A 2,845-nucleotide genomic window follows, 5' to 3' on the forward strand; every position below is an offset into this window, starting at 1 on the left:
CAGATTGCACTCACTTTTTTCACTTCTCTATTTTATTGTGATCGCATTCCTCTTTAAAAACTGTCCGGAGTATTGTAACAACAATCAGGCTAGAAACTAAAAGAGCGAGCGACCAAATTGTAATTTTAAAGTATTGGGTATTGCGATCGCTAGTTCACTACTCGATTCAGTGGCAGACCGCCCCGCAAGACCCGGAACACACAGGCATAAACAGGGCGGGCTTTCCGCTGCACGCTCATTGTTCGGCGACTGTTGATAACTTCTAGCTCATTTGAGCGAGGTTAATCAATTATGCCAAAATGGATAAGTGCTGCGCGGATCGCGATGAACCACACCGCGAGCGTGGCAAATAGGTAGAGGTAGAACCGAAGTATGATGAGATTGAATGTGCAATGGACAGCGCTATGCAATGTGCGAAGCACAACGAATACCCACGCGGCGTTCACATACACTGTATCCACCTGCTTTGTGATGAACAGATATAGAACAAGTGCATAGAAAAGTATCGGAATCTCGAACAGGTTTTTTAGGTTATCTGATGGATTGGATACGCTTGGTGGCGAGATTTGTGCCAGTGCGCCCGGTACAGCAAGTTCTTTCAGGTCGAGCTTTCTACTGGTGATAAAACTGATACGGCGGATGTACATATACACCCAGACTAGGAGTGTTAAAAACACTGTTGCAAAGAAGGGACTGAAGATTGCATCTTGCGTCATTTTTACTTCTCAAATTTGATTGTTCTGATAGTTGGTGGGCGATAAAGTGCGCGATATGCTATGTACAAGGCTTGAAGAAACATAGAGTAACGTAAATCCAATTAGAGGATGGAGTATCTCTAGGTGAAGAGGAGTTTTGAGATGAATGCTGGCAAATTGTAGTCCAAGCAGGACTGGTAAACTTGCGGCGAGATGTCGTATTCTGCGTGAGAATGGGGCGATAAACGACCATCCCAGTAATACTACTAATGACAGCCCACTGTACCCTCGCACTAGCCAAATATGAATATCCCACCATGCAGGATTATTGAAGTAGGCAACTCCAACCGTTAATAACTGAGCAATTAAGCAGAGATTAAAGATGATTGAAGTCACATAAAAGCTGATGAGTATCCCACGTGTGGGAGTGCAATCAGGCTCGATTTCCGAACTTGTTGTCATGTCAAGTTGCTTTTGAGATTACAAGGGTAATATAATTCGAGTATTGCAATGCTTCTAGACCTCGATCGGGTACTCTTTTTGAGATCATGACCATGAAAAGTCCCTTGCAGCTTTTATTTGAAGCGATCGACCAGGTAGAGGACGAAGAAGATTTGCGATCGCAAGTCGTGCCCAAAATTGGTGAGTATTTTGCAGCTAAACGATCGGGAATCTTTTTCTTCGATCGACTGCCCTTGGTAGATAGCAATCTTCAGAAAACACTGCAAATTGGACTATCAATCGAACATAATCCTGTTGTGCGTTATCTAGTGGATCGTCACGCCCCTGTCCATGAAGCATTGGTGGCATCTCCCAAGGTTTGGACAATAATTTGTCCCCGACCCGATCATTGGCACGTGATGGCGGGGCCGATTGTCAGTCGCGGTCAATTAGTGGGTGCAGTAGGTTGCACCCGCGATCGGTCAATGCCCGCTTTCGATACAGAAAATCTAGCGGATTTGAGTGCGATATGTTTGCACTTGTCTGTTTGGGCTGCAACAGTACGCGCGGCGAAGCTATCCCGTAGGGAATCGCAGCACCAACCTTTCAATACCTCACGCCTAACGCCTCGTGAATTGCAAATTGCCGAATTGGTTGCTTTGGGGCGAACCAACGCAGGAATCGGGAGGGAACTTTGGATTACTGAGAATTCGGTGAAGCAAGCTTTGAAGCGAATGTTCCGCAAGCTTGAGGTTTCGTCTCGTGCAGAAATGGTTGCACAGCTTTCGGCGACCAAATATAATTTTCCAAGTGTAAAAATGTCTCCATCCAACTTGATGCAGAACACCCACCAATCAACTTAATGCTAGAAACCCGGAGAGCGATCCTCTTCGAGGGCAACGCTTACGCACCGAATTGAAGGGCGATCGACCAAATGGTAATTTTGAAGTATTGAGTAGGGCGATCGCTTACCGTCGCAACTCCTTCAGTCCATCAACGCTCGTTTACAAACATCAAGTCCTTGAGTTAAACATTGTTCTCGCCACTTGCGAGATATGGGTGCAAACATTTCTACCAACTGGTCTTTTGTCCATTCATAGCTCTGGTCTGACTTACCCCACCAGTAAGCACGATTCTCCGCCCGCAATGCCTTCAAGACTTGAATCGTTGAGTAAGTGCCAAATTCTGCGGTTAGTAAATCATAGCGACACTCTGGTAGAAGAGCTTGGCACCAAGTTTTTAATCCACCGCGAATTGGATATGACACACCTTCTGTACTGTTCGGTTCTATTGTTTCTACTCCAAATCGTTGAGCTAGTCTTGAACAAGATTCTGATGTTGCAGATGCGTCAAGCAAAAGCTTATAAGTTCCCCAGCGTCCTAAACCTGTGTGGAAATCAATATGCAGTACCTCTGAAGCATTACCAATCCATTGGGGCAAATTGCTAGCTAGAATCTCTTGAGTTTTGGATGGAGAATGACCGCCAAAAAAAAGCCCCTTGGGAAAATCGTATTGCCCTACAGGAAAAGTGTTTCTCAAACTGGTCATTCCATATCTCAATATCAGCCAGATAGCTTGAATAATATAAGGTTCAAAGCGGGATGGAGGTAAAGTTGGATGTATCGGCTCAATAAGTAGGGCTTGCTGAAAAAGCCTAAAACCCTTACATCAAAAGACTTTGGCTCCTGACAGCGCTGAGCATGTGTAA

Annotated in this window: 4 protein-coding genes; 1 reads left to right on the plus strand and 3 read right to left on the minus strand. The window is 45.1% G+C overall.

All coding sequences use genetic code 11. The annotated features are described in order from the left end of the window. Nucleotides 1-281: 281 nt before the first annotated feature. On the minus strand, nucleotides 282-716 hold the full coding sequence (locus QT979_RS28660; protein WP_333312366.1) for an MAPEG family protein: 435 nt from the start codon (nucleotides 714-716) through the stop codon (nucleotides 282-284). Nucleotides 717-725: 9 nt separating this feature from the next. After that, nucleotides 726-1,157 (minus strand): DUF6220 domain-containing protein, encoded by a 432-nt coding sequence (locus tag QT979_RS28665; RefSeq protein ID WP_333210850.1) that lies wholly within the window; start codon nucleotides 1,155-1,157, stop codon nucleotides 726-728. Between the two features lie 92 nt (nucleotides 1,158-1,249). Between QT979_RS28665 and QT979_RS28670 the strand changes: the two genes are divergently transcribed. Continuing rightward, complete coding sequence (locus QT979_RS28670; RefSeq protein ID WP_333210847.1) at nucleotides 1,250-1,999, plus strand: LuxR C-terminal-related transcriptional regulator; 750 nt, start codon at nucleotides 1,250-1,252, stop codon at nucleotides 1,997-1,999. 122 nt (nucleotides 2,000-2,121) lie between these two features. Here QT979_RS28670 and QT979_RS28675 read toward each other — a convergent pair whose 3' ends face one another. Continuing rightward, complete coding sequence (locus tag QT979_RS28675; RefSeq protein WP_333312367.1) at nucleotides 2,122-2,769, minus strand: DUF2817 domain-containing protein; 648 nt, start codon at nucleotides 2,767-2,769, stop codon at nucleotides 2,122-2,124. Between the last annotated feature and the right edge of the window lie 76 nt (nucleotides 2,770-2,845).

This window comes from Microcoleus sp. w2-18bC1, from assembly GCF_036700365.1.
Classification (GTDB): Bacteria; Cyanobacteriota; Cyanobacteriia; order Cyanobacteriales; family Microcoleaceae; genus Microcoleus.